The organism is Aliivibrio sp. S2TY2, assembly GCF_028765525.1.
Taxonomy (GTDB): domain Bacteria; phylum Pseudomonadota; class Gammaproteobacteria; order Enterobacterales; family Vibrionaceae; genus Aliivibrio; species Aliivibrio finisterrensis_A.
The window spans coordinates 504,885-529,544 of record NZ_JARACS010000001.1 but is presented as its reverse complement, the minus strand read 5'-3'; the positions used below and the strand labels follow the sequence as shown (position 1 = coordinate 529,544).

Here is a 24,660-nt window from a genome sequence, read left to right as displayed (position 1 = left end):
GCCAACTAGACCCTGAAAATGACGCATACTGGCAAAGTCGAGGGGAAGATGAAAGACCTGATGACTGGCAAGACCAAGTAGATTAAACAATATAAATAAATGGCGAGTGTAATGTTTACATTCGCTATCTAAAAAATGGTTAGGTAAATAAAATGCAAAAATTACAAAAAATTAAACAACTATGTTCATTACATGACAAATTTAAAACAATCGAAAACGATTCAGAAGCTCAAGTTACAGTTCCAGAACAACACTATCTTATCGTTCGTTTAGATGGCATTGGTCTAAGTAAAAAATATCTTAAAAACCAACTCGTCACTAAGCTATTCCAAAGAACAATGTTAAAAGCAATTAAGGACACTTACTACGTTCTTCACAGAAAAACACCGACAAATGCACAACAAATATTTTTAGGCGTGATTGTAGCATCGGATGAAGTTTCTTTTATATTAAATACTTACAGTAACTATTATGATGATCGTTTATTTAAAATAGCCACGACCATAGCTTCTACATTCAGTTGTTTTTTTACAAAAGAAGGGCTACAACAAAATTCAGAACACAGTATTTATGGCTCTTTTGATGGTAGACCTTTGATATTAAGTAACATAGATGAAGTAAAGGAGTACATTGCTTATCGCTCTGCTATCTATAACAGAAACTCAATAGCAAAAACTCTTCGATTAAAAGGCGTCCCAGAAGAAGAGCTCTACAACGAAATGAATAATAACAATATCGATTACTATCAAGAAAAATGCGAACAACTCAACATTAATATCAGTGACATTAACAAAGGCTGTATTTACCTTTCCCCATGTATTACTGACGATGGAAAGTTAAAAAAATACAATCATAAATCTTTTGAACGATTTACAGAACTAACGTCAAATAGTATTGATTCATTTGAAAACTGGTTACATGAAACCAATGTTACCTAACCGTTATCTGGATTTTTAATCATTCTTAAACTGATTGCAGTGGTAGTTATAATATTTTGGATATGTACCAAGCCACTGCTTCCATACACCAAACACATCGATATCCGAACCAAATTCGCGTGTAAATAGTTCCATCTTAACTTCTAATGCTTTATCTAAGCCTATAGTCATTTGGGCAACATCCGCCAACGAAAAATCAATTGAGAAAGAAGTTAATTCTGATAGATTAATAAAGAAGCTTTCCAGTGATTGAACTGATGGAAGATCCACCCCTCTGTACCATTTATAAAGCTTATTGTGCTGTGCTAATTTGAAGTCTATTTCATCCATAGTTTCAGAAGGAGTATACGGAACACACGAAGCAAGATCATTCTGAGAAATAGATACACCATGCAATGTTAGCCATTCAACAAGGACATCAATAAAACAACGAAAACAACTCGCTTCATTATTTTGATTCGTATATTTATCCAAAACCTCTGATATTAGCCATTTTTTACATTCTTTAGGATCATACCGAAGGCTGACATAACCTACTTCATAGCATGCGAAACAATTAATTAAAAAATCATATTCTAGTTCGAGTGCAAAATAGATACATTCTGATTTCTGTTCATTAGATAAGTTTTCAACTTTAACTTCATCCAGCAGAAGCAGAGAAATCCAATTTAAAGCCTCTTTGCTAATTTGGGTATTTTGAGAATAAAAAGGAGAAATTTCTTTTTCCCACATCCCCATTTTATCATCTAAATTAAACTCATTTTGTTTAGCTTTTAGTGATTCAAAAAACTCAACTTCTTGATAGCTACGTTGAGTGATGAAATGTATTAAATAGCGAAAAAGCTGTGCTTGCTGTTGATCAGAATCTGGATCCTTTATGATAGAGTCAAATGTATTAAAAAAAGCCAACCACTGATGGGCATTTGAATTCACTTTATAGGCTCTTTCTAATTCTGTTTTATTTCCCAAAAGAAAATCATAAAACGGACGAATTACCGATGGAATATTGATATTAATTAAAGCATTAAAAAATTTCTTAAATACAGATTTACCTACCCCCTTTCGAGGCATCTCATGTAATGAGCTAGATGATATGTTAGGTAACCCCGCATCTTTTGATTTCATCAAATCATATAACGATTTATGTGTTAATTTTAATCCAAAAAATTGAGCCATGAACTCAATGGGAGGTAAAAAATAATTTTTACTTCCAAGGGTCATCTTAAACGGATTTTCTTTCGTTATTGATTTACTCGCCTCTTGAATTTTTTCTTCTATTATTGCTTTAAATTCATCATTACTTAAATTTTTAGATTCTTCTTTCATATTAAGATTCGCTATTACCTAACGGAAAAAAAATACCTTTATGATTAAAATTTTTGCGTTAATTTACCTAACTCAGTGAGTTGATATTGTTGTAATCGACTGGTTGGTTTATCTGGGATGGTCATTTCAATAACCCCCTCATTTAAGGCAGGTTTAAGATAAAGTTGATTGAATGACTTCTTATCTTTTAAGCCAAGTAATTGCTGCAACTCTTCACGTTTAAAGGTAATGACTTTAGGTGATAGTTGTTGTTTTTCTTGTGCTGAAACCATCGCTTTTAATAACGCTGCGACTTGGGGGGTGACTTGGGGGGTGACTTGGGGGGTCACGTATTCTACTGCTTGATTATTATGATGTAATTGCTGCAATGATTTCTCTATCATCGATAGCATAAATTCAATAAATGGCGCGCTGTTTGTTCCATTGGTACTGTCAGCAATGGCTTTGTAATAATCATCTTGATGCGATGAAATTAAGCTTTCGACAGGCAAATAGGTAAACACCTCATGGTATTGTTTTAGAATAAGGGTTTGCCATAAGCGCCCCATTCTTCCATTGCCATCGGCGAACGGGTGAATAAACTCAAACTCGTAATGAAACACACAGCTTTTTATTAATGGATGATCGTCACTGGTGGCTAACCATGCAAACAGATCATTCATTAATCGAGGGACTAACCCTTCTGGTGGTGCCATGTGGATCACTTGATCATTTTTAAACACGCCAACGTCTGTTGAACGGTATTGGCCTGCGCTGTCGATTAACCCTAACATCAGTTGTTTATGAGCAAGTAACAGTGCTTTCTCATTATCAAATTGAAAGCTGTCTAATTGCTCATAAACGGTTAATGCGTTACTGGCTTCTTGCACTTCTCGCGCAGGTGCTATTACTCTCTTCCCATCTAAAATCGCGGTAATTTGCTCTTCACTTAGCTGATTACCTTCAATGGCTAGTGAGCCTTGAATAGTTCGCACTCGGTTTACTTTACGCAATAAGAGCGATTGCTCTGAGCTTTGAGTTGCCAATAAGCGACCAAGTTGCTCACTGATATTGGCAACCAGTGACACGATTTTATTGTTTAATGTGAAAGGAGGAGAGTACGTCATTAGCTGTCTACCTTTACTCGTACTTTGCCTGTTAGGAGATCTTGCATAAGGGCTTTTTTGAGGTTTCTATTTTTCTTTAGTTTACCATCAGCAACTTTCAACCGATTCGACAGCGTCTCAAGCACTCTAATTATAACTTCTTGCTCTGTGATTGATGGAACAGGTACTGGAATAGATATTAACTTTTCCTTTGTCAGGTGAGCGATGCTAGTTTGAGATATATAATCAACAAGTAACCCGTTCTCTTTGGCAAATTTCATATATTCCATGAGTAAAACTGGTTTATACCGATTCTCAATTGGTCGTAAACGATGAATCGCTTTTTGGTAATAACAATCTGATATTTCATTCATCCAAATAGCGCAACGACCAACATCCCCACCCTCACACATCAAAAGGTCACCAGTTTCCAATGAGAATTTTTGCTTTTCTTTCTCTGAGAAATCCATTTTCTCAAGATCATCAATAACAACTCTTCCCCATTGGATATTCTTATTACCTAAGTATGATAGCGGAGAGTCCGTTATCTTCGAGGCTTTACTTAGCATCTTACCCAGTTGCACTGAGAACAAATTGCCGATTAATTCAACATCCCACGCCATCGGAATCCTGCCCACTGGTGAGTCTTTAAACTCGGTATGTGCTTTTCCATCTACACCAACACCGCGCGTTAGTAGCTCTTGCATCATGCCTGTTTTTAGGTCTTTGAGCTTGTTGATTTGCGTCTGTGTTTTTTCTATCACTTCATCGACTGAGGTAAGAATAGCGGCGATTTTTTGTTGCTCTGGGAGTGGTGGGTAAGTTAACTGAATACCTTTTAAAGTTGTCGATGATATCTCAGAAAAGGTACTACCTGCCGATAATTTTTCTAATTCTGGTTTTATCCACGATATATGCTGATATAGATATTCATTATTTATACTCTCTCTACATTGTAAAGATTGAAAACCCTGATTAGTAGTTACAGGAATTGTATTTATAGCAACATAACCAATACTTGCACGGCTAGTCATTAAAACAGTTCCTTTCGGATGTAATTTCGCAGAACTTTTATTTAGCCCTAGATCAGTAATCTTTTCTTTCGTCTTTGTAATATATCTACTTTTTAAAGAAGTTACTTCTGTTGGAGAAACCCATGGAATATCCCCTCCCCAATATTCAGGTTTAGCTCTCTCTGGTGTACCACCACCAACAATATTACAAATATCCGATAATTTATTTACACTCCACCCCTCTGGCACAAACTCATTCATAGCCCAACTCCTTCAAGTAACCTTGCATTACTTGTTCGGCTTCGGTCACTTGTGCATCTAACTCATGCAGAGATACTTGGTATTTGTCCCACCAGTGTTCTAATTGGCTGATGATCTTCGCATCAACATCACCGACTGCGGCTTCAACAACCGCTCGGATCTGCTCTTTGCTTTCAATGCTTGATTTGAATGCATAATAGTCGTTGTCTTTTTTATCACTTTTTATATCAAAGACGGTCGATACATCAAAGCCGTTTAGCATCTCTTCTTGAATGTATTCGTCATTCACTTCACGCATTGGAATGCCACCGTGAAGGATTGCACGAACATCAAAGATCTCCGCTGGAGGTGACGTATCCGCATAACGGCGAATGTTAAGGTTAAAATCGTTCTCAGCAATTTCAGAGAATGGAACCACACGCGCATAACGCTTAATATCACACTGGCTTTCAAACGAGTGGTTTTCAAAGGTGGCGACAATTTTAGCGATGTCTTCTGGACGCAGTTTGTTTTGGTTTTTGCCCTCTGCAAATTCCAATTCACCATTAATGAATAACACCTTGCCTTTACGTGCACTTGGTTTGTTCTTATTGATGATAAGCAAACACGCAGGAATGCCCGTACCGTAGAATAACCCTGATGGTAAGCCCACCACGGCTTCTAATAAATCGTCTTCTAAAATCCCTTGGCGAATCGCCTTTTCACTTGAGCCACGGAATAACACCCCATGAGGCATAACCACACCTACCATGCCTTCGCTGTTGGTGCTGGCGATCATGTGCTGCACAAAAGCCAAATCACCTGCGTCTTTTGGTGGTGTGCCGTAAGGGAAACGTCCAAAACCGTCGTTATCACACTCGTCTTTGCCCCACTTTTTCAGTGAGAACGGAGGGTTGGCAATAACGCGGTCGAAACTCATTAGCTCGCCGCCTTCGGTGTGCTGTGGGTCACGCAGTGTATCGCCTTTACGAATATCGGCATTTTGTACGCCATGTAAGAACATATTCATCTTGCAAATTGCCCACGTGTTCAAGTTCATCTCTTGACCATACAGTGACAAGTTAGCGGCGTTTTCACCCTGCTTTTCTAATTGGTTACGCGTTTGAACAAGCATACCACCCGACCCTGATGTTGGATCGTAAATACGCATTCCTGCATGAGGCTTTAATAGCTCAACCAATAGCTGAACCACTTCACTTGGGGTATAAAACTCGCCGCCTTTTTTGCCTGCGCTGTCGGCAAACATTTTAATCAGGTATTCGTAAGCCGTACCCAGTAAATCAGGACGTTCAAAGTCCTCATTACGTAAGCGATGTTTATTGAAATGCGACAGTAAATCTTGCAGCTTTTTATCTGACAGTTTGTTTTTGATGTTGAAATCAATCGTCACTAACACGCCTTCTAGCGCCGAGTTGTATTCTTCGATTGATTCTGTCGCTTTGTTTAGCGTTTCACCAATGTTGTGCTTTACATCTTTAAGTGCTGACCAACGGGCGTTTTCTGGGATAAAAAAGGTACTGTCGTATTCGTCTTCATCATTAGCAAGATCTTCAGCTTGAGCCTGAGTTTTGCCTTTGTCGAGATAGTATTGAATGACTTTTTCTTGAGATTCTTCAAAGGCATCCGATAGACGTTTTAAAAACATCATACCGAAGATGTAATCTTTAAATTCAGACGCATCCATGTTGCCACGAAGAATGTCGGCGGTTTCCCATAAGAAGGATTCGAGCTGTTGAAGAGATAGCTTGTTAGTCATGCAATAGAGCCTAATTAAATAAGAGGTAACGTGTATCAAGTAACACGTTTATTCAAACGAATTGATATGTGGTGGATTTTACGAGGTTATGCCGTTGGGGGCAATCGAACCGTCAGATAAACGTAGACAATAGATAAGAAAAAAGCCAACGAATCAATTCATTGGCTTTTGGAAGTCATGGGATAACTAAACTGCGATTAAGAACGCTTTGGCTGCTGGTAAGTTTTACCTGCGGCTTGATACGTTTCTTTTTGCTTCATATCGAACATTGCGTAGAAGAACCAAGCGATGAATTTGATAACATCATCACCTTCGTTCATGATCCACTCTGCAAGCTCTTGTGCTTCGCCATTTTCATCTTCATCATTAAATACGTGATAAATACGTTGCTCGCCTTCAACTTCAGCAAGACGGAATTGACCCGCTAGCGATTGTGCCGCTTCAACGATGTCTTGGTCTTCACACGTTTTTAATGCTTCTAGCACTTGAGGAAGATTTTCTTTTTGGCATAGTTCTTTAACTAGTGTTTCAAATTCATTCTGTTGCATTTTAATTTAACTCTTTTAGTCAACATGTCATCTAGATAGCGCAATTTTAGCAGTAATTAAAATTTATTCGACAGGAATTCGTTTTAATCCTTGATATTTCGCCTTCACTTTGGCTTTATGGAGGTATTATTTACTTATAATTGAATGGATTCAGATGTCAGATAAATTAGAGACCAAATACGTCACTGCTGGTCGTAGCAAAAAATGGACAAAAGGCGTAGTAAACCCTCCTGTTCAACGCGCTTCTACCGTGGTATTTAATACTGTTGCTGAAAAAACGCACGCCATGATTAACCGCGCAAAACAAACGCTTTTTTATGGACGTCGTGGCACAGAAACTCACTTTGCATTCCAAGATGCGATGGTTGAATTAGAAGGCGGTACTGGTTGTGCGTTATACCCTTGCGGTACGGCGGCGATTGCCAATGCGATTTTATGTTTTGTAAAAACCGGCGATCATATTTTAATGGTCGATGGCTGCTATGAACCGACTCGTGATTACTGTGACACCATCTTGAAGAAAATGGGCATTGAAACCACCTATTACGACCCTATGATTGGTGAAGGCATTCGTGATCTAATTAAACCAAATACCACGGTGCTATTCACTGAATCCCCTTGTTCTATCACGATGGAAGTTCAAAACGTTCCGCTACTTGCTCGTATCGCGCATGAATCAGATATTGTGGTTATGCTTGATAATACATGGGCCGCAGGGGTGAACTTCTCGCCGTTTGAACATGGTGTTGATATCTCTATTCAAGCCGCAACCAAATACATTGTCGGTCACTCTGATGTGATGCTTGGTACCGCAGTAGCGAATGAAAAGCATTGGGATCAACTGCGCGAGCAAAGCTATTTAATGGGGCAATGTATTTCACCTGATGACGCCTATTTAGCGATGCGTGGTTTACGTACTATGGGCGTTCGCCTAAAACAGCATGAAGCAAGCAGTATTAAAGTTGCTAATTGGTTAGCTGAGCACCCACTTGTCGATCACGTTCGTCACCCTGCACTTGAAAGCTGCCCTGGCAATGAGTTTTATCAACGTGATTTTAAAGGCTGTAATGGCTTGTTCTCTTTTGTGCTAAAACAATCTGATAGCAAAGCGACAACGGCCCTGCTTGATGGCATGAATCATTTTAGTATGGGTTATTCTTGGGGTGGGTTTGAAAGCTTGATCTTAGCGAATGAGCCAAAAAGCTTTAATGCATTAAGAACGGTGGCTCATCCTCAGTTTGAAGGGACTTTGATCCGCGTTCATATTGGTCTAGAAGATGTGGATGATTTGATTGAAGATTTAGAGCAAGGTTTACGCCGTTATCAAACGACATTAGAGACACAATAATTATCAGATAAGATAACTAAAGTACTTATGGGTATGGGGAAACACTCTCATAAGTACTGCTTATCAGCGATATTACTAACCGCAATTAGACTTCCTTACCATTAGTTTTTACCCTTATGAATGATTGATTATGAAATACTTATTTCGTGTTTCACATTAATACTTATCAATAAGGCGACCGCTATGACCTCATCTTTATTCATTACTCTTTCACCCTGCACTGCTCTACTCGTTCTCGCTTGTCGAGATAAATCTCAATCAAAAGCGTGGCAACAAGTCTACAAAGTGATGGCTGTTATTTTTGGTACTATCACCGCTGGTGCTGGTATCGCTGTATTGGCTGGAGTATAAAATGAAGAATATAGACAATACTGCAACCAACTTAGTTAAAGCCATTTTTATCAATGGTAAATTAAGCTCTCTGCAATACCTTGGAAAGATGGTGGGCCAATTTACGATGCCATTAGAAGATAATATCATTTGGAAGGATATGTTGGAGCATTGCCCTGAATGGTTTGATTATACACAAGAAGAGTGTGATGCTAATTCACCTTTCTTTGTGGCAAATCACTTAAAGCCGATGTGTTCCCCTTACCGAGCGGCACGTATTGAAAACCCATATAAAGATTCAACCGTCATGGTGTATGGCATCATGAACTAGGCTAGTTCGTAATAAAACAGCCTAGTTAACACTAAGAAATTAACGCTTTCTTTCTTGTTTTGTTAATTCAAAATCGAATTCGTCGGGAAAAAGGATTTGCCCTTCTTCGTTTTGATTTGGGAATACTACAACCGCTAATTCATCATCTTCAAGACCTGTTGTCCAGCGACTGTGCCATTTGTTTAATGAAATAGACTCTGCTTTACATACGTCCCATTCACCTGTTGCCCATGCTTCTGCAAACTCTTTATTTGGCCATACAGGAACGCAATCTTCTTCTTCGGTATTCAACATCACACAACCGTGTTCATCAGTCAAAATCCAAATTTCACGATTAGCGACAACTTCTTTCATAAAGTAAGTAAAACGCTCTTCTTCATGAGAATTTACGATTTTGTCCATTGCTTGTTGATCTAATTGGCTCATTTACTGTTCCTAATATGTGGACTGTATTTGTATTATCCAGATAGAATATCACAAAAAAAGCCCATACTAGATATTCTAATATGGGCTTTTGAACATTTATTCTATGTGTCTATTTTAGTATTCGACGACTTTAATTTTATGGAACATGCGATACAACACAGGAACCACAATTAAGGTCAGTACGGTTGCGAAACCTAGACCAAACATAATGGTTACCGCCATTGGTTTAAAGAAGGTATCTGGTAATAGTGGGATCATACCTAAAATGGTCGTAATTGCTGCCATACAAACCGGACGAACACGGCTTAACGCAGCATCAACGACTGCATGGTAGGGTTCTTTTCCTGAGTGTATTTCTATCTCAATTTGATCAAGCAGTACGATACCATTTTTCAATAACATGCCACTCAAACTCAAGAAGCCAAGCAGTGCCATAAAGCCAAATGGGGTATTGAGTAAGAGCAGACCACTGGTTACACCAATGAGTGCCAATGGCACCGTTAACCAAACAATCACCGACTCTTTCACACTGTTAAACAAGAACACAGTCACTAAGAACATGAACAAGTAACCCATTGGCATGGTTTGGAACAATGACGCTTGTGCATCACGAGACGATTCATATTCACCGCCCCACTCCAAGCTATAACCCGTAGGGAAATCAATCGCTTCAATTTGTGGCTGTAAACGCTTTTGTAAAGTTGCGGCAGTTTCTTCGCCTAAAATATCAGGGTCAGCCATTACCGTTAACATGCGTTTACGGTTTTTTCGCACAACCAGAGGATCTTCCCAAATCACGTCATAACCTAGCACCACTTGTTGTAATGGTATGTATTGTGACAGCGCTGGACTCCAGATCTTCATTCCTTCAATGGTGCTAATATCTACACGTTCATTTTCAGGCAAACGAGTAACGATTGGCATCAATGTTGTCCCATCACGGTATACACCAATGGCTTTACCTGAGAACGCCATTTCAAGCAGTTCATTAACATCCGTTTTGGAAATACCATATCGACGCGCCTGACTTTCGTTAAATTGAGGCTCAAGTACTTTAGTACGCTCACGCCAATCATGACGTACGTTTGTTGCGCCTGGATCTTGATGCATTACCTCGATAACCTGTGCCGCTAAACCACGTAATATTGTAGGATCAGCACCTACAATTCGTGCTTCCACTTTTGCACCGCCACCTGGCCCTAACTCAATCAGTTTTAACTTGTATTGAATTTGAGGATAGTTGGCTTCGATATGTTGACGAAGCTTGTCCATTAGATCAGGTAACGCTAAGTAATCATCCACACGCGTCATTATCTCACCATAAGCTGCATAGCTCTTCTCTGGTGCGTAAGTTAGCATGAATCTTTGTAGACCTTTACCTGCGGTTGTTGTCACATGTTCAATATGATTTTGCTCTAAGATCCACTCTTCTAACTCTTTTAATGTTGCATTAGTCGAGCGAATATCCGTCCCTTCAGGCATCCATACATCCACCATAAATATTGGTGTTGTAGAAGATGGGAAGAAAGACTGTTTCACTTTAGTAAAGCCATACATGCTTCCACCAAGTGCAATAACCAAGATGATCATTGTCACCACTGAGTAACGCATACAGAACTCAAGGAATCGCTTATAAATAACAAAGATCATCCCATTGTATGGATCTTTTTCTTCTAAGCTTTCCTCGTCATTTTGCACTGTCTCTTTAAAGAACAAAGAAGCGAAAAACGGAGTAAGAGAAATGGCGGTAAACCAACTCAGCATCAGTGAAATAAGCAGAACAGTAAATAAGGTTCCACAATATTCACCGGTTGCATCATCCGATAGACCAATAGGCGCAAAAGCAGTTACCGCAATAACGGTTGCACCTAATAATGGCCATTTAGTTTGCGTAACAATATCGGTAGCGGCTTGCAGGCGAGTTCGTCCTTTTTGCATACCAATGAGTATGCCTTCGACCACCACAATGGCGTTATCCACGAGCATACCAAGAGCAATAACCAAGGCACCAAGTGAAATACGCTGTAAGTCAATCGCAAAGTACTTCATGAAGACAAATGTGCCTGACACTGTCAGTAACAAAATAAGGCCAATCAATAAGCCTGAACGTACGCCCATGAAGAACAGTAAAACGATGATAACGATAGCAACGGCTTGACCAAGACTGACCACAAAACCACTTACTGATTTGTCTACTTCTTTTGGTTGGCTGTAGATCTCTGAAATATCAATACCAATGGGCTGTTGTTCTTTCAGCTCTAGCATTCGCTGATCAACCAGTTTCCCGATCTCGACAACGTTAACGCCCGCACTAAAAGAAATCCCCATATTCAAGGCAAAATTACCATTAAAGTTAACTAAATTGCTTGGTACTTCAACATAACCTCGTTTAACTTCGGCAATGTCTTTTAGATAAATAAGGCCTTGTGCCCCGCCTTCGGTAATGATTAAATCACCAAGTTGAGATACATCTTCAAACTCGCCCGTTGGGTGTATTTGAATGTATTCAGATCCTATTTTTACTGCACCTGCACTCGATACTGTATTTTGATTTGATAGTAAGCCATATAACGTTTGAGGTGAAATACCTAGGCTTGTCATTCGTTTTAATGACGCTTCAATAAAGACTTGCTCTTGTTGTACACCAGAAACAGAGACTTTACTTACTCCATCAACTAATTCTAATTCACGACGTAAATAATCGACATAATCAAGCAACTCTTTATAAGAATACCCTTGCCCAGTAACGGCTAAAAGTACGCCATATACGTCACCAAAATCATCAATAACAGACGGTTCACCAACACCCGGAGGTAACTGACGTTTCAAGTCATTTACTTTTCGGCGCAGTTCATCCCAAATTTGAGGAAGGTCATCAGGCCCATAATTGTTTTTCATGGTTACCGTTATTTGTGATAAGCCACGACTTGAAAGTGAATTTACTTCATCAACATAGGTTAATTGTTGAATCGCCTTCTCTAAAGGATAAGTAACCTCTTCTTCCACCTGTTCAGGGGTTGCTCCTGGGTAATTGGTTACTACCATGGCGTCTTTAATGGTGAAGGCTGGGTCTTCTAATCGCCCCAAGCCAAAGAAAGCCGATGCACCACCAATCATAAAGATCAGAGTCAACATCCAGCTAATCACTTTATTTTGTATAAAGTAAGCTGCAATTCCTTTTTCTTGACTCATTATTTCTCCTCCGTATTGATGATATTCACTTCTAGGCCATCACGTAATCGCGAGACGCCTGCAATAACAATACGATCTCCTGTTGAAACACCATCGACAACTCGTAATCCAAACGATGTCGCTTTGGTTGTTACTACTTTTTGTTTTTTTACTTTATTGTCAGAATCGACGACCCAAATATATTTTTCTTTTTTATCAATCTCATCACCATCTTCATTGAATATGGCTTCAATAGGGATAATTAGCCCAAATTGGCTTGCTACATTTAATGAGCTCTGTTCTGTAGTGACTTCAACAGCCATACCATCCAAAATAAATTGGTCTTCTGGCATTGGCATGGTTAAGGTAACAAGATACGCTCCAGATTCTGGATCAGGCTCTGTTGTATACTCTTTCACTTTTGCATTGTAAGACTGTCCATTATCAAGTCGAACAGATGCTTGAATTAACTCTACAACACCTTGGTTTGGTTGCTTTGAATATAATTTATCAGGTACTTGAACAATAATATCAACGGAATCTTTGTTGTTAATATTCACTATTTGCTGACCTACTTGAATCGTTTCAAATTGCTCAATACTTACTCGTGAAATAACACCATCAATTGGGGCTTTTAGTTCAGTAAAACTCAGTCGAAGTTTCGCTAGCTCTAAATCAGCTAATGCTATTTGACGCTGCGCGGCTAATTCATCAAATTGAGATTTAGCAAGTAGACCTTTCTCAACTAACGGTTTTGAACGTTTATATTGGCTGTTTGCTACGGTATAACGTGCTCGGGCATTATCAACATCGATGTTGTAGTCGGTTTTATCTAATACTGCTAATACTTGCCCTTTTTTAACTGTCTCACCTGGACGAACATTAAGTTCCTTAACTTCACCAGAAAGTCTAAAGCTTAAATGGGAACGATCAGCCGCTGTTGCAACAGCAGGAAGATAAAGGCGATCACTGACTAAACCTGAATCAATATTTTTAACGATAACATTAGGAGCTTCTATTTCTGTATCCATAGGAGCAGGACTGCAAGCAGTGAGTAATATCGCTGTTGAAAGTAAGGATAGTTTCATTAATTTCTGCATAATTATAATCCTCTCTCCTTAACCCATTTGCGTACTTTCATTCCTTCTTCTAGTCCAGAAATACCTGAAGATACTATTTGCTCAGAATCATTAAGCCCCGAAATTACTTGTCGTTTTTCATTCAACTCTATCGCGATTTTCTCAACGATGCCTTGCTCAGAAACACGCCATACATAAGTGGTATCGCCGTCTTGTTCAATCGCTGAAAGCGGAAGCTTCTCACTGCCACCTTTTGGAATAGTCACTTTCACTTGGCCTGACATTCCCGGTAATATGCCTAAGTCTTTTGGTCTTGGCATGCTCATTTTTACCGTGTAACTTGATGTCTTGCTATCTGCTTCGGTATCAATTTCTTCAAATTCTAGAGGAAAACTAACCGTTGGGAATGAATCGAAAGTAACGGAAGCCGAGACTTGAGTAAAACTAAAGCGTTGCAATAGATAATCAGGAAGTTGAAAGGCAACATATAAGATATCATTGGTTTGAATATGCATAATGGGTTGCTTAGCAGTGACATATTCATAATTTTCAGCAGGTAATAACGAAATGGTGCCATCATAAGGAGCACTTAATTGGGTATAGCTTAAATTAGCACTGGCTTGGTCTAACGTCGCTTTCGCTGTTTTTCTGTTCGCTACAGCACTGTCGTAATCTTGCTCTGAGACGACTTTGTCTTTACGCAGTTTTTTAATACGTTGGTATTGAACATCAATCAGTCTGTACTGTGCTTGTGCCTGCTTTTGAATCAAACGATACTCATCAGGGTTTATTGTTGCTAGTAACTGCCCTTTGGTAACTAATTGACCCGCATGAACATCTAAGCTATTAAGTTGACCGGGAACTCGAAAGGCAAGAACTGCTTTATCTCCAGCTTCAGCTTGCGCTGGAAACAATCGAGAAGTTTCATGATCGCCAACAGTGACGGTCATTATTTTAGCTGGTCGCGACTCTGGTTCAGCAATTACTGGGGCTTGTTTTCCACATCCAATAAGAAGCGTTGAACTTAACACCGTCGCTACCATCGTTTTTTTGAACATAAACCGTTCCTTGTAATGGTATATATAAGAATTATTCCTCATATCCCTACCGTCATCCAGTCAATAAGAATAATAAGTTATAAAAATACTCTTATTTATTCTTTTTTATGATTTTTCCCTTTTTCATACTCAGCACGAAAATCAGGCATAACTTGATCGCAAATACCAAAATATGGCGCTTCACGTAACCCTAAAATATAGGCTTCTTGAGAACAATAGATAGTCGTTCCAGAGGTATGCCCTTCAAGGTACGCATTATAGAATGCCTCCGTAACCACCTCCTCTGGGTTTGCACTTTCTAGAGTTTCCTTTTCTTGAACTAAAAAGCCATTTTTTGCTCTTTGCTCTCCATATTGGAACCAATCATCCGTATTTTTTTCTTTTACTTCAGATTGTGAAGCTGTACAGCCAACTAATAACAACATCATTAGACTAACAACTTTCTGCTTCATACTTCCTCCAAGAACAATCTAAATCACACAATATCAACAACATAATAACTTAGTTTAGACCTAAATAGTTAACATTAAAAACACAAGTATAAAAAAAGCACTCAATTTATGAGTGCTTTCTTAAATCCTAGAAATATAAATCAATTAATTCATTTCAGCGATTTTAACTTTCCATGTATCTGGGCCGATTTGATGCGCATTTGCCCCTGTTGAATCAACAGCAACCGTTACTGGCATATCTTCCACTTCAAATTCATAAATGGCTTCCATTCCCAAGTCTTCAAAAGCCACTACTCGTGCTTTTTTAATCGCTTTAGCTACTAAATAAGCCGCACCGCCTACCGCCATCAAATACACGGCTTTTTTATCTTTAATAGACGCAACCGTTGCTGGACCACGCTCTGCTTTACCAATCATGCCCATTAAGCCCGTATCAAGCATCATATCGGTAAATTTATCCATACGAGTGGACGTTGTTGGGCCAGCAGGGCCTACGGCTTCATCACCAACAGCATCAACTGGGCCGACGTAGTAAATAAACTTACCATTGAAGTCAACGCCCTCAGGTAAACCCTCTCCGCTTTCAATCATGCTTTGAAGACGCTTATGCGCTGCATCACGGCCTGTTAATATTTTCCCAGTTAACAGAACCGTTTCACCCGTTCGCCATTCTTGTACGTCTTCTTTTGTGATCGTATCAAGGTTAACTCGGCGTGTATTAGCACCTGCTTCCCACGTAATATCTGGCCACTCTTCAAGTTTTGGTGGTTGTAAGTCCGCCGGGCCTGAGCCATCAAGTGTAAAATGAACATGACGAGTCGCTGCACAGTTTGGGATCATGCATACGGGTTTTGATGCTGCATGAGTTGGTGCGGATTTGATTTTTACATCAACAACGGTTGTTAAACCACCAAGGCCTTGCGCACCAATACCAAGCTTATTCACGCGATTAAAGATATCAAGACGAAGCTCTTCTTCTGCGTTTTCAGGACCACGATCGATCAACTCTTGAATATCGATATGCTCCATTAATGATTCTTTTGCTAATACAGCTGCTTTTTCAGCGGTTCCACCAATACCTATACCTAGCATTCCTGGTGGACACCAACCGGCTCCCATTAATGGTAAGGTCTTTTCTACCCATTCCGCCACATCATCTGAAGGATTTAGCATCACCATTTTTGTTTTATTTTCAGAGCCGCCGCCTTTTGCTGCTATCTGAATCTCAACCTTATCACCTGGTACCATATTAATATGAACTACCGCAGGCGTATTGTCTTTTGTATTAATTCGCTTACCCGCAGGATCAGAAAGTACTGAAGCTCGAAGTGGGTTATCTGGATTCGTGTACGCCTGACGAGTTCCTTCATCAATCATTTGCTGGACGGTTAAATCTCCTTCCCAGCGTACATTCATGCCGATATTAACAAAGCAAGTTACTATCCCCGTATCCTGACAAATAGGGCGATGCCCTTCAGCCGACATACGTGAATTTATTAAAATTTGAGCGATTGCGTCTTTCGCCGCTTGGCTTTGTTCTCTGTGATATGCTTTTTCTAGAGCTTGAACAAAATCAAGTGGGTGGTAGTAAGAAATATACTGTAATGCATCAGCCACTGAGCTGATCACGTCTTCATTGCGGATGATAGTTTCTTTACCAACAGTCATCATTAAATCCTCTTATATATATGCTTCCATGGCGTGTTAAGTCTGTTTTTTTACTTAGTGACGTGAGCGATCACCAATCTATTATTTTCTTTTAGAACAGCCAATATGATACTCTTGCTCCCCATCCAAGGCTATCGTTGCTCATCACATTCTGGTTATAAAACTTAAAATGAACAATCAATTAGATGCAAAACCACTTATTACCCTACTTGATTATCAATCTACTTCTGTGGTTGATTTATTTTCTGCCATTGAAAGCCAACCTTGGGCAATGCTGCTGCATTCATCCGCCAAAGAACATGTTGATAATCGTTACGATATTTTAGTGGCGGATCCAATAGCAACATTGCAAACCCACCAAGATGTCACTTCTATTAATGTCATAGGAAAGCAGCCAGTAACCAGTGAAGCCTGCCCTTTTAAACTGCTTGCTCATTATCAAGAACGATTAACGCCTCATTGCCATTCAATAAATGGTCTTCCTTTTATTGGCGGAGCGTTAGGTTACTTCAGTTATGACTTAGGTCGCCGAGTTGAATCTATGCCTAGTATTGCTGAGCGAGATATTCCAACCGCTGATATGGCTGTTGGGATCTATGACTGGGCCCTAATTGCTGATCATAAAACGTGTACCCTCACTTTAATACAACCACAAAGGAGTAATCGTCTCGATTGGCTACAGCAATTTATAGCGATAAAAGAAAAGAAAGCTGATTTTAATTTAGTGTCTAAATGGCAATCGAATATGACTCAAGCGGAATATAGCGCTAAATTTGATGCGATTCAGGAATACCTTAAATCAGGAGATTGCTACCAAATTAACCTTGCTCAGCGTTTTCATGCTCAATATCAAGGTTCAGAATGGTTAGCGTATCAAAAATTGGCAACCCAAAATGGGGCACCCTTCTCTGCGTTTATTAGAACCCCAGAACTTACCATCTTGTCCGTCTCACCAGAGCGTTTTTTACAGGTAAAAGATCGTAAAATAGAAACAAAGCCCATTAAAGGTACTCGCCCTCGCTCAAATGATCCGAAATTAGATGCTAAAGAAGCGGATATTCTTCGTCATAGCGCTAAAGATCGCTCTGAAAACTTAATGATTGTGGATTTACTGCGTAATGACATTGGACGAGTATCCAAGCCTGGATCGGTAAAAGTACCTAAATTATTTGATATTGAAAGCTTTCCTGCTGTTCATCATCTAGTAAGTACAATTACTGGCGAATTAGATGACAACTATACTATTAGTGATTTATTGAGTGCTTCTTTTCCCGGAGGATCAATCACTGGGGCTCCAAAAATTAGGGCTATGGCGATTATTGAAGAGCTAGAGCCTCATCGTCGTAACTTATATTGTGGAAGTATTGGTTATATTAGCCGTTGTGGGAATATGGATACGAGTATTACTATACGCACATTAATAGCCTACCAAGATACAATATACGCTTCAGCGGGTGGCGGTATTGTTGCCGATAGCCAAACTGAACTAGAATATGAAGAGACACTGCATAAGCTAAGCAAAATTTTACCCATTTTATAGTTATAAGGATCGGTTTATGGATACGCATTTACTTTCTTATTTGTTACTTCATAAACCAATTGATTACAGCTCCAGTTTACTCTCCCATCCACGACTAACGAACGGCAGTTTTAAGTCTGCTGCTGTTCTTGTTCCTATCGTAAAAAGAGAATCTGGTTTCAACCTAATTTTAACTCAAAGAGCGTCACATTTACGTCATCATCCTAGCCAAATTAGCTTCCCTGGAGGCAAGGTTGAACCCTTCGATTTATCCCTAATTCATACTGCGATTCGTGAAACAAATGAAGAAATTGGCATTGATCCTGCGCACATAAAACCATTAGCAAAACTTAACACAATACCAACAATATCTGGCTATAAAGTAACCCCTATCGTTGCATTGATTGATGAAAATTATACCACCGCAATCGATTACGGTGAGGTTAGTGGCACATTTGAAGCACCGATAAATCATCTAATTAACCCTAAAAATACCTATAAACACCAGATATTTAACAAAAACCATACATATGATCTGATTTTTATTCCTTTTGATAAAAAACTCATTTGGGGTATTACCGCTGAAATAATTCACGCAATAAATTACATTACAACTTAGAAAATTTAGCATTAATGATAAGTTTTTCTAATAGTCACTCTACAACTACTGTGATCATTATCAATTATTTTTAGATCTTCGTTCATCTTTTTTCATTTTAAGATCTGGGTCAAAGTTTTTCTCGTCAAAATAACGACAATAGCGCCGTTCCCAAAATTCCTGTTCTAAAAATTAAGAGTAAAATTATGCAAACAACAAATACTGCATCAATAGATGCAAAAAAAACAAAGTGGACTTATAAAGACTTCACTTGGTGTCTTTCTCTTTTCGGTACTGCGGTAGGTGCTGGTGTTTTATTCCTTCCAATTAAAGCTGGCGCTGGTGGTTTTTGGCCTCTAGTTATCCTTGCATTAATCGCAGCACCAATGACTTGGTTCGCACACAAAAGTTTGGCTCGTTTCGTTCTTTCTGCTAAAAATCCAGATTCTGATATTACCGATACGGTAGAAGAGCATTTTGGTAAGACAGGCGCGAACCTAATCACTTTTGCCTACTTTTTCGCGATTTACCCAATTGTACTTATTTACGGTGTTGGTATCACAAACACAGTAGACTCTTTCATGGTTAACCAAATGGGCATGGAATCTATTCCACGCTGGTTATTATCAGGTGTGCTTATCACTCTGATGACATGTGGTGTTGTATTTGGTAAAGAACTAATGCTGAAAGCAACTTCTGCAATGGTTTACCCTCTTGTATTCATCCTAATGGCTCTTTCTGTATACCTAATCCCTGGTTGGAACACATCTATGATGTCTGTTTCTCCTGATTGGGGTTCAATGCCTTCTGTTGTTTGGTTAGCGATCCCAATCATCGTTTTCTCTTTCAACCACAGCCCAGTTATCAGCCAGTTCTCTAAAGAACAACGTCGTGTATACGGTGACAATGCAGTTGCTAAAACTGACATGATCACTGGCGGTGCGGCAATGATGCTAATGGGTTTCGTTATGTTCTTCGTTTTCTCTGTAGTTCTTTCTCTATCTCCAGAGCAACTAGCACAAGCGCAAGCGCAAAACATCTCTGTACTTTCTTACCTAGCAAACGTACATGAATCTCCACTTATCTCTTACTTAGGTCCAATCGTTGCTTTTGCTGCGATTACTTCAAGCTACTTTGGTCACTTCCTTGGTGCTCATGAAGGTCTTGTTGGTCTAGCTAAGTCTCGTTCAAAAGCACCTGTTGCTAAGCTTGAGAAATTCTCTCTTATCTTCATCGTTGTTACTACATGGATCGTTTCTATCATCAACCCAAGTATCTTAGGTATGATTGAAACTATGGGTGCGCCAATGATTGCCGCTATCCTATTCCTTATGCCTGTATTCGCAATGCGTAAAGTTCCTGCAATGGCGAAGTACAAAACTTCAGCACCTGTGCAAATCTTTACAGCATTATGTGGTGTTGCAGCGATTACTTCTGTAATCTACGGCGCTCTTTAATAACTAGTTTATAAATCCTTATAAGCATTAGTTACACGAAGTTAATAATAATGATAATAAAGCCCCCTCTTTTGGGGGCTTATTCGAGGTAATAACATGATTAGTGTTTTTGATATCTACAAAATCGGAGTTGGTCCTTCTAGCTCCCACACCGTTGGTCCAATGAAAGCTGGTAAAGAGTTTATCGACGATTTACGTGGCATGGGCAAACTGCGTGATATCACTAAAATCACTGTTGATGTTTACGGTTCATTATCACTGACAGGGAAAGGTCACCATACTGATATCGCTATCATTATGGGTCTGGCAGGTAACACGCCAGAACACGTAGATATTGACTCTATTCCGGGCTTCATCGCTCGTGTTGAAGAAACAGAGCGCTTACCTGTTGGCATGCACTGCCACACGGTAGAATTTCCAAAAGAAGGTGGAATGAATTTCCACACAACTAACCTGTCACTTCACGAAAATGGTATGCAAATCCATGCGTGGGTTGATGGCGACGTTGTTTACTCTAAAACATACTACTCTATCGGTGGTGGTTTTATTGTTGATGAAGAAAACTTTGGTAAAGAAGTTGAATCATCAATTCAAGTTCCTTACGCATTTAATTATGCCTCTGAATTAGTTGATTTATGTAAAGAGAATGGACTATCTATTAGTACATTAGTAATGAAGAACGAACACGCTATTCTTGCAGAAGATGAAGTTCGTACTTACTTTGCAAAAATCTGGAAAACCATGCGTGATTGTATGGAAAAAGGCATGAACACTGAAGGTATCCTACCTGGGCCTCTACGTGTTCCTCGTCGTGCAGCTGCACTTCGCCAGCAACTACTGACTTCTGAAAAGACGTCGAAAGATCCAATGGAAGTGGTTGATTGGGTCAACATGTATGCATTTGCTGTAAACGAAGAGAATGCGGCTGGTGGCCGTGTTGTTACTGCTCCAACCAATGGCGCATGTGGCATCATCCCTGCTGTTTTAGCTTACTATGATAAGTTCATCCAAACAGTAACAGAGAAAGATTACATCCGTTACTTTGCAGCTTCTGGTGCGATTGGCGGCCTTTACAAGAAGAATGCGTCAATCTCTGGTGCTGAAGTAGGCTGTCAAGGTGAAGTTGGTGTAGCTTGTTCTATGGCTGCTGCTGGTCTTGCTGAGCTTATGGGTGGAAGTCCTGAGCAAGTATGTATGGCCGCTGAAATTGCAATGGAGCATAACCTAGGCTTAACTTGTGACCCTGTTGCAGGTCAAGTTCAAGTTCCTTGTATCGAGCGTAATGGTATTGCTGCTGTTAAGGCAATCAACGCGACACGTATGGCACTTCGTCGTTCATCTGCTCCTCGTGTTTCACTTGATAAAGTTATCGAAACAATGCTTGAGACAGGTAAAGACATGAACGCTAAATACCGTGAGACTTCTCAAGGTGGCTTAGCGATTAAAGTTATCTGTTAATCACAACAGACTTTACTTAAAGCAATAATGAGGGCGAATATCGCCCTCTTTTTATTTCTCCCCATTCCATTTACATCTTCTATACTAAATATATGCATCAATTTGATGAATAAACCACCTTTACTATTAACAAATGAATCAGTTACTGCAATAATGCAGTCATGCAAATAATTAGTACATTTCAATTATGAATAAGAAAAAACATACTCTTTCACCAAGAGCTCAAAAATTAAGAGCTGAATGGACAGGAATGGAAAGTGAACATCGTTTCATTTCACACTCATTTAATTGCGTTAAAATCCATATTCATACACCTGATGACGGTATGTATAACCGCTCTGTTGGTTGCCTAAAAGAAGGCCGAGAAAAAGCCTTAAAAGAAGCAATTAAGCAACGAAATAAAGTCGGTAAAGAATTATGGGGAAATTGTTGGAACATGGTTCTTAACTACCCTAGCCTTTTTGAGCGCTTACCTCACAGCTTAGAGCCTGATATCATCACGAAAAAACGCACCTTACTTTCAGGTGAAGTGCGCACAACAGATTACTATATCGTTCGTTGGAAAGAGATCGTTGATGGTGAATATAAGCCAAAGAGCCGATTGTTCTCTCATGGTAACGGCAACGACAAATTAAGCGCTTACAGTAAAGCAAAGAAAGTCATGCTTGAAGTAAATAAAGAATTTTTACCTATTTTGAAAAAAATGGGACGCTTTAATATCGTTAAAGTGATCTAATTTAAATCTTCATATACAAAAATGGCGGATAACATTATCCGCCATTTATATTTCGATTAAATCAACCTTAAAGATACTACATCCCTCTTTTAGTCGAGTTATAACCTCGTAAATAATCATATTTAAACTCTTTACTGATATCGTCACACACTCCAGTATAAACTCCACCTTTAGTTCCTAATTCAAATGCGTCTTGTCCGCAATATTCTTGTAATCCCTTTTTATATCCCGCAACGTACGCATCATAATTAGAGACTTTAAGCTCCTTGCCATCTAAAAGATCAACTATTTGTTCTTTAGATTCAAAATTCCAACCTTTTTGGCCTGTTTCTAAACCATAAGTAGCCCAATCGCTGTCCTGTGTAGATGTTAATGGTACTGTACTTGAACAGGCTGCTAGAAAAAGTGAAACCATTATAACTAAAATTGCTTTCATAACTTCTTACCCTCTTATTTATCTATTCATCCATGCGCCGTATAACTAAATTACATTCCACCAGCGGTTGAATGCATCCCATTAACATAATCTTGGCGGAAAAAGGGATCTATTCGATCACATATACCATTGTACTGCTTTCCTACTACACCTAGCATATACGCACTTTGATCGCAGTACTCTTCCTGACCTTTAGTATACCCATCTAGATAAGCTTGATAATTCTCTTCGCTTACCGCTTTGCCATCTGACAATTTAACTAATTTGGTTTCTGATTGGACAATCCAACCTTTCATTGCTCTATCATAGCCAAAGGCTTGCCAATCACTTTCTACATTTGAGGTTGGTGGTGGTGTCGTTGAACATGCAGCTAAAAGTAAAACAGTAAAAAGAACCGTTAAATATTTCATCATTCTGACCCTCTACAATAAACACATTATCTATTACGTTAAGTGTATCAGGTCAGATCATTAATATTTATAAAACTTGGCTAACCAATAGTAAAAAACCAAATAATAAGGTTAACCCCAGCGCTACATGACCACCTTCAGCTTCATAAATGTGAGCTGAAGTTTCATTGTCATTGCCTTTTTTCTTTCTCAGTGAAACCACCATTGCTAATGGAATAAAAATAGCTAAGAAAACAAGGATGACACCAGCATAACCCAGAACTGATAAAAACTGATCCGCAGCTAAACTCGCACCCAATAACGGTAAAACAAAAGTACACACATAAGTCACTACCTTATTATGTGAAATCATGTCTTTATTTTGATTATAAAGTGCCATTGCCACACCCAAAAACGATGTTAGCAGAGCCAGAGAAGTAAAGATCGAAAGAATGATTTCAATGTATTCATTTTTTGCGCTAAACGTTTGAATCAAATCTGAAATATTAGAAAAATGCGTGATATCGTCTGCATTCAAATTACCCACAACCGCATAAAGCCATACTAAATAACAAATTAGAGGAATAACAGAACCAAGAATGATCATATTTCTTAGTTGCTGACGACTTGCTTCTTTGTTGTAGGCAACTAACGATGGAATAACAGGCATTGAAGCAAAGCTGGTAAACAGAATCGTACTTGTGCCAAATAGCATTCCTTTATCCGTATTTGTTACTTGTGTTAAGTTATCAACAGATATCCCTGGGACCAAAATAATCAAGGTAATCGCCAACATTGATATCATAAATAGGAATAAAACGCGGTTAAGCTTATCTATAATTTGAGTCCCACATACCACAAACATACTTGCGACAAGTGTAAATCCGATTTGCGCTACTTCTATACTCATCTCAATATCAAATATGGCAAGTATGCGCTTTAAAAGATCTGCCGCCCCTAAAATATAAGCAATAAGCATACAAATAAGCAGCAAATAAAATAGAGCATTAGTGATCACTTGACCACCCTTACCTAGCGTTCTGTTGGCAACGGTATTGATACCAAAAGCCAACTCAGTCTTTGAGCATGCCTCTGTTAAAAGTAAAGCCGAATATGTCGTACCGGCACAAATGACTAGCATCAATAATGTGCTATAAAAAAGACCAAACTGCGCCAATACCATAGGAATAGCTAACATTCCAGCGCCAAGAGCAGTACCTGAAAGGATTAATGCACTGCCAAATAATTTAAAATTCATTGTGTATTCTTATTTCGTG

At 39.1% G+C, this 24,660-nt stretch carries 23 protein-coding genes; 9 read left to right on the top strand and 14 right to left on the bottom strand.

Features of this window, described 5'->3' with window-relative positions:
* Nucleotides 1–152 precede the first annotated feature (152 nt).
* Complete coding sequence (locus tag PVK63_RS02390; RefSeq protein ID WP_130086835.1) at nucleotides 153–938, top strand: tRNA(His) guanylyltransferase Thg1 family protein; 786 nt, start codon at nucleotides 153–155, stop codon at nucleotides 936–938.
* A gap of 15 nt (nucleotides 939–953) precedes the next feature.
* Here PVK63_RS02390 and PVK63_RS02385 read toward each other — a convergent pair whose 3' ends face one another.
* From PVK63_RS02385 to PVK63_RS02365, 5 genes are all read right to left on the bottom strand, one after another.
* Complete coding sequence (locus PVK63_RS02385; protein ID WP_130086834.1) at nucleotides 954–2,264, bottom strand: hypothetical protein; 1,311 nt, start codon at nucleotides 2,262–2,264, stop codon at nucleotides 954–956.
* A gap of 44 nt (nucleotides 2,265–2,308) precedes the next feature.
* Nucleotides 2,309–3,370, bottom strand: coding sequence for a Fic family protein (locus PVK63_RS02380; protein ID WP_274439822.1), 1,062 nt, complete (start codon nucleotides 3,368–3,370; stop codon nucleotides 2,309–2,311).
* Nucleotides 3,370–4,623, bottom strand: coding sequence for a restriction endonuclease subunit S (locus PVK63_RS02375; RefSeq protein WP_130086832.1), 1,254 nt, complete (start codon nucleotides 4,621–4,623; stop codon nucleotides 3,370–3,372). The genes PVK63_RS02380 and PVK63_RS02375 overlap by 1 nt, the downstream gene beginning before the upstream one ends.
* Nucleotides 4,616–6,379 (bottom strand): type I restriction-modification system subunit M, encoded by a 1,764-nt coding sequence (locus tag PVK63_RS02370; protein WP_130086831.1) that lies wholly within the window; start codon nucleotides 6,377–6,379, stop codon nucleotides 4,616–4,618. Before PVK63_RS02370 ends, PVK63_RS02375 begins: the two co-directional genes overlap by 8 nt.
* A gap of 197 nt (nucleotides 6,380–6,576) precedes the next feature.
* Entirely contained in the window at nucleotides 6,577–6,927 is a 351-nt protein-coding gene (locus tag PVK63_RS02365) for a hypothetical protein (protein ID WP_105054594.1), read from the bottom strand.
* Between the two features lie 154 nt (nucleotides 6,928–7,081).
* On the opposite strand from PVK63_RS02365, the gene PVK63_RS02360 reads away from it, so the two are divergent.
* The 3 genes from PVK63_RS02360 to PVK63_RS02350 all read left to right on the top strand — a co-directional run bounded on the left by PVK63_RS02360 (nucleotide 7,082) and on the right by PVK63_RS02350 (nucleotide 8,936).
* Nucleotides 7,082–8,275, top strand: coding sequence for a cystathionine beta-lyase (locus PVK63_RS02360; protein ID WP_130086830.1), 1,194 nt, complete (start codon nucleotides 7,082–7,084; stop codon nucleotides 8,273–8,275).
* Between the two features lie 183 nt (nucleotides 8,276–8,458).
* The gene (locus tag PVK63_RS02355; protein ID WP_165371178.1) at nucleotides 8,459–8,626 is read left to right on the top strand and encodes a hypothetical protein; all 168 of its coding nucleotides are present in this window, start codon (nucleotides 8,459–8,461) and stop codon (nucleotides 8,624–8,626) included.
* A 1-nt stretch (nucleotide 8,627) separates the two neighbouring features.
* Nucleotides 8,628–8,936, top strand: coding sequence for a hypothetical protein (locus PVK63_RS02350; protein ID WP_130086829.1), 309 nt, complete (start codon nucleotides 8,628–8,630; stop codon nucleotides 8,934–8,936).
* 39 nt (nucleotides 8,937–8,975) lie between these two features.
* Here the strand turns inward: PVK63_RS02350 and PVK63_RS02345 are convergent, their stop codons facing one another.
* The 6 genes from PVK63_RS02345 to PVK63_RS02320 form a co-directional block, all read right to left on the bottom strand.
* Nucleotides 8,976–9,338, bottom strand: a complete 363-nt coding sequence (locus tag PVK63_RS02345; protein WP_374954013.1) for a DUF2750 domain-containing protein — start codon at nucleotides 9,336–9,338, stop codon at nucleotides 8,976–8,978.
* 138 nt (nucleotides 9,339–9,476) lie between these two features.
* The gene (locus PVK63_RS02340) at nucleotides 9,477–12,554 is read right to left on the bottom strand and encodes an efflux RND transporter permease subunit (protein ID WP_130086828.1); all 3,078 of its coding nucleotides are present in this window, start codon (nucleotides 12,552–12,554) and stop codon (nucleotides 9,477–9,479) included.
* Nucleotides 12,554–13,633, bottom strand: coding sequence for an efflux RND transporter periplasmic adaptor subunit (locus tag PVK63_RS02335; protein ID WP_130086827.1), 1,080 nt, complete (start codon nucleotides 13,631–13,633; stop codon nucleotides 12,554–12,556). The genes PVK63_RS02340 and PVK63_RS02335 overlap by 1 nt, the downstream gene beginning before the upstream one ends.
* Before the next feature lie 2 nt (nucleotides 13,634–13,635).
* Nucleotides 13,636–14,670 carry an efflux RND transporter periplasmic adaptor subunit gene (locus PVK63_RS02330; RefSeq protein ID WP_130047865.1) on the bottom strand — a complete coding sequence of 345 codons (1,035 nt, stop codon included), beginning with the start codon at nucleotides 14,668–14,670 and terminating at the stop codon, nucleotides 13,636–13,638.
* 95 nt (nucleotides 14,671–14,765) lie between these two features.
* Entirely contained in the window at nucleotides 14,766–15,122 is a 357-nt protein-coding gene (locus PVK63_RS02325; protein ID WP_130086826.1) for a DUF2799 domain-containing protein, read from the bottom strand.
* Between the two features lie 144 nt (nucleotides 15,123–15,266).
* Nucleotides 15,267–16,793 carry a fumarate hydratase gene (locus PVK63_RS02320; RefSeq protein ID WP_130045328.1) on the bottom strand — a complete coding sequence of 509 codons (1,527 nt, stop codon included), beginning with the start codon at nucleotides 16,791–16,793 and terminating at the stop codon, nucleotides 15,267–15,269.
* Nucleotides 16,794–16,959: 166 nt separating this feature from the next.
* Between PVK63_RS02320 and pabB the strand changes: the two genes are divergently transcribed.
* The 5 genes from pabB to PVK63_RS02295 all read left to right on the top strand — a co-directional run bounded on the left by pabB (nucleotide 16,960) and on the right by PVK63_RS02295 (nucleotide 22,558).
* On the top strand, nucleotides 16,960–18,330 hold the full coding sequence (gene pabB / locus PVK63_RS02315) for an aminodeoxychorismate synthase component I (protein ID WP_130086825.1): 1,371 nt from the start codon (nucleotides 16,960–16,962) through the stop codon (nucleotides 18,328–18,330).
* A gap of 16 nt (nucleotides 18,331–18,346) precedes the next feature.
* Nucleotides 18,347–18,928, top strand: a complete 582-nt coding sequence (locus tag PVK63_RS02310; protein ID WP_130086824.1) for a CoA pyrophosphatase — start codon at nucleotides 18,347–18,349, stop codon at nucleotides 18,926–18,928.
* 185 nt (nucleotides 18,929–19,113) lie between these two features.
* Nucleotides 19,114–20,364 (top strand): aromatic amino acid transport family protein, encoded by a 1,251-nt coding sequence (locus PVK63_RS02305; protein ID WP_130086823.1) that lies wholly within the window; start codon nucleotides 19,114–19,116, stop codon nucleotides 20,362–20,364.
* Nucleotides 20,365–20,460: 96 nt separating this feature from the next.
* A complete protein-coding gene (locus PVK63_RS02300) occupies nucleotides 20,461–21,822 on the top strand; it encodes an L-serine ammonia-lyase (RefSeq protein ID WP_130086822.1) in 1,362 nt (453 codons plus the stop codon).
* Between the two features lie 187 nt (nucleotides 21,823–22,009).
* On the top strand, nucleotides 22,010–22,558 hold the full coding sequence (locus PVK63_RS02295) for a hypothetical protein (RefSeq protein WP_130086821.1): 549 nt from the start codon (nucleotides 22,010–22,012) through the stop codon (nucleotides 22,556–22,558).
* 76 nt (nucleotides 22,559–22,634) lie between these two features.
* Here the strand turns inward: PVK63_RS02295 and PVK63_RS02290 are convergent, their stop codons facing one another.
* From PVK63_RS02290 to PVK63_RS02280, 3 genes are all read right to left on the bottom strand, one after another.
* Entirely contained in the window at nucleotides 22,635–22,994 is a 360-nt protein-coding gene (locus tag PVK63_RS02290) for a DUF2799 domain-containing protein (protein ID WP_130047871.1), read from the bottom strand.
* 50 nt (nucleotides 22,995–23,044) lie between these two features.
* Nucleotides 23,045–23,407: a DUF2799 domain-containing protein gene (locus PVK63_RS02285; protein WP_338000100.1), complete on the bottom strand. Its 363-nt coding sequence runs from the start codon at nucleotides 23,405–23,407 to the stop codon at nucleotides 23,045–23,047.
* A gap of 64 nt (nucleotides 23,408–23,471) precedes the next feature.
* Nucleotides 23,472–24,641, bottom strand: a complete 1,170-nt coding sequence (locus tag PVK63_RS02280) for an amino acid permease (RefSeq protein WP_130086820.1) — start codon at nucleotides 24,639–24,641, stop codon at nucleotides 23,472–23,474.
* Between the last annotated feature and the right edge of the window lie 19 nt (nucleotides 24,642–24,660).